General features: G+C 50.1%; 1 protein-coding gene. It reads right to left on the bottom strand.

Annotation, left to right across the window (positions count from 1 at the left end):
* Window positions 1–1073, bottom strand: a 1073-nt coding sequence (locus tag ACTHS3_RS13975) for an O-antigen ligase family protein (protein WP_440368250.1), incomplete at its 3' end; no start/stop codon positions are given.
* Window positions 1074–1118: the final 45 nt, after the last annotated feature.

The following is a 1118-nucleotide window of genomic DNA, read 5'->3' as shown; positions in this document are numbered from 1 at the left end:
GACAATAACTGCATGACGATATTGTGCGAATGGGTAAACAGTACGCCGAGGATGTTGTTGGGGAAGTATTGTTGTTGTGCATTAATCAGGAAGGTTTGCTGGGCAAAGCTGTTCCAGCCATGACCGAACCAAGGTGCGGATTGAAAGGCAATCCATGCCTTGCTCCATTCGATTTGGCGCATGGAGCCTTCAAAACCGCTGGTGCCTGCGCGTTCTACAGCGGTTTCGTATTTGATGTTGCCAAACAAATCCAACAGGCTGCCCATGCCGAATTGGAAAACAGCGGCCAGGATTGCAGTCAGAAGGAAAATGCACAGTGCGCGTTTGTGTTGGAAACGGGTACGCCAAAACCATAACGGCGTAATCAGGAATAGGGCGGCAATGTAGCCTAAGATGGTGCGCGAGTTGACAAGGCCGAGGGTCGCAGTCAAAGCCAATACGAACAGAAAACCTGCTGCATTCGACATTTTGCGCGTCGTCCATAAATAGGATACCGCCAAAATACCCCACATTAAATAATGTCCCAAATGATTGCGCTGGCCGAGTTGACCGTTTACGGTGCCGCTGCTTCGGGCAATGATGCCGTTCAACCACTCTACGTTGGACCATCCTTTAAATTGTAACCAGACGATGACGGCCTGTATGGTTGTTCCTATCAATAAAGACCAAGCAAGGATGCTGACGATGCGTTCCTGTCCGTAAGCTGCTATCCAGCCCTGCACCGACCATGCGCCCAGTGCCAAAATGACAAAGGTCCAGGCGGTAATATCGCTCATACCGGGGTAGGTGGAATGCATGAGGCGCGCTTGGAGCGACCAAAATGCGGCCATGGCAAACAAGCCGATACTGAGTGCAGGAAGGCGGATATTCAGCAGGCCTTTGTGTGCGCTAATCAATGTCAGTACCAATGATCCGCTCAGTGAGATGGCTTCCAAATAAAAGCTGGGCAGTGGGCCGACTCGGTAGAGTGAGAGAAAAGGGACGGCACAAATCCAAAGAAAACTGAGCCATAAAGGCCAAAAGGTTTTCACTGAAGATTCAGTCAGGCCGTCTGAAAGTGTGTGGTAGGTCATTTTGATGTGTGTTTTTGTTGTTTGATAAATGCAAGGCAGCCGAGG

It is taken from the genome of Neisseria sp. P0009.S007 (genome assembly GCF_051962515.1).
This window is presented reverse-complemented; position numbering and strand designations above follow the sequence as displayed.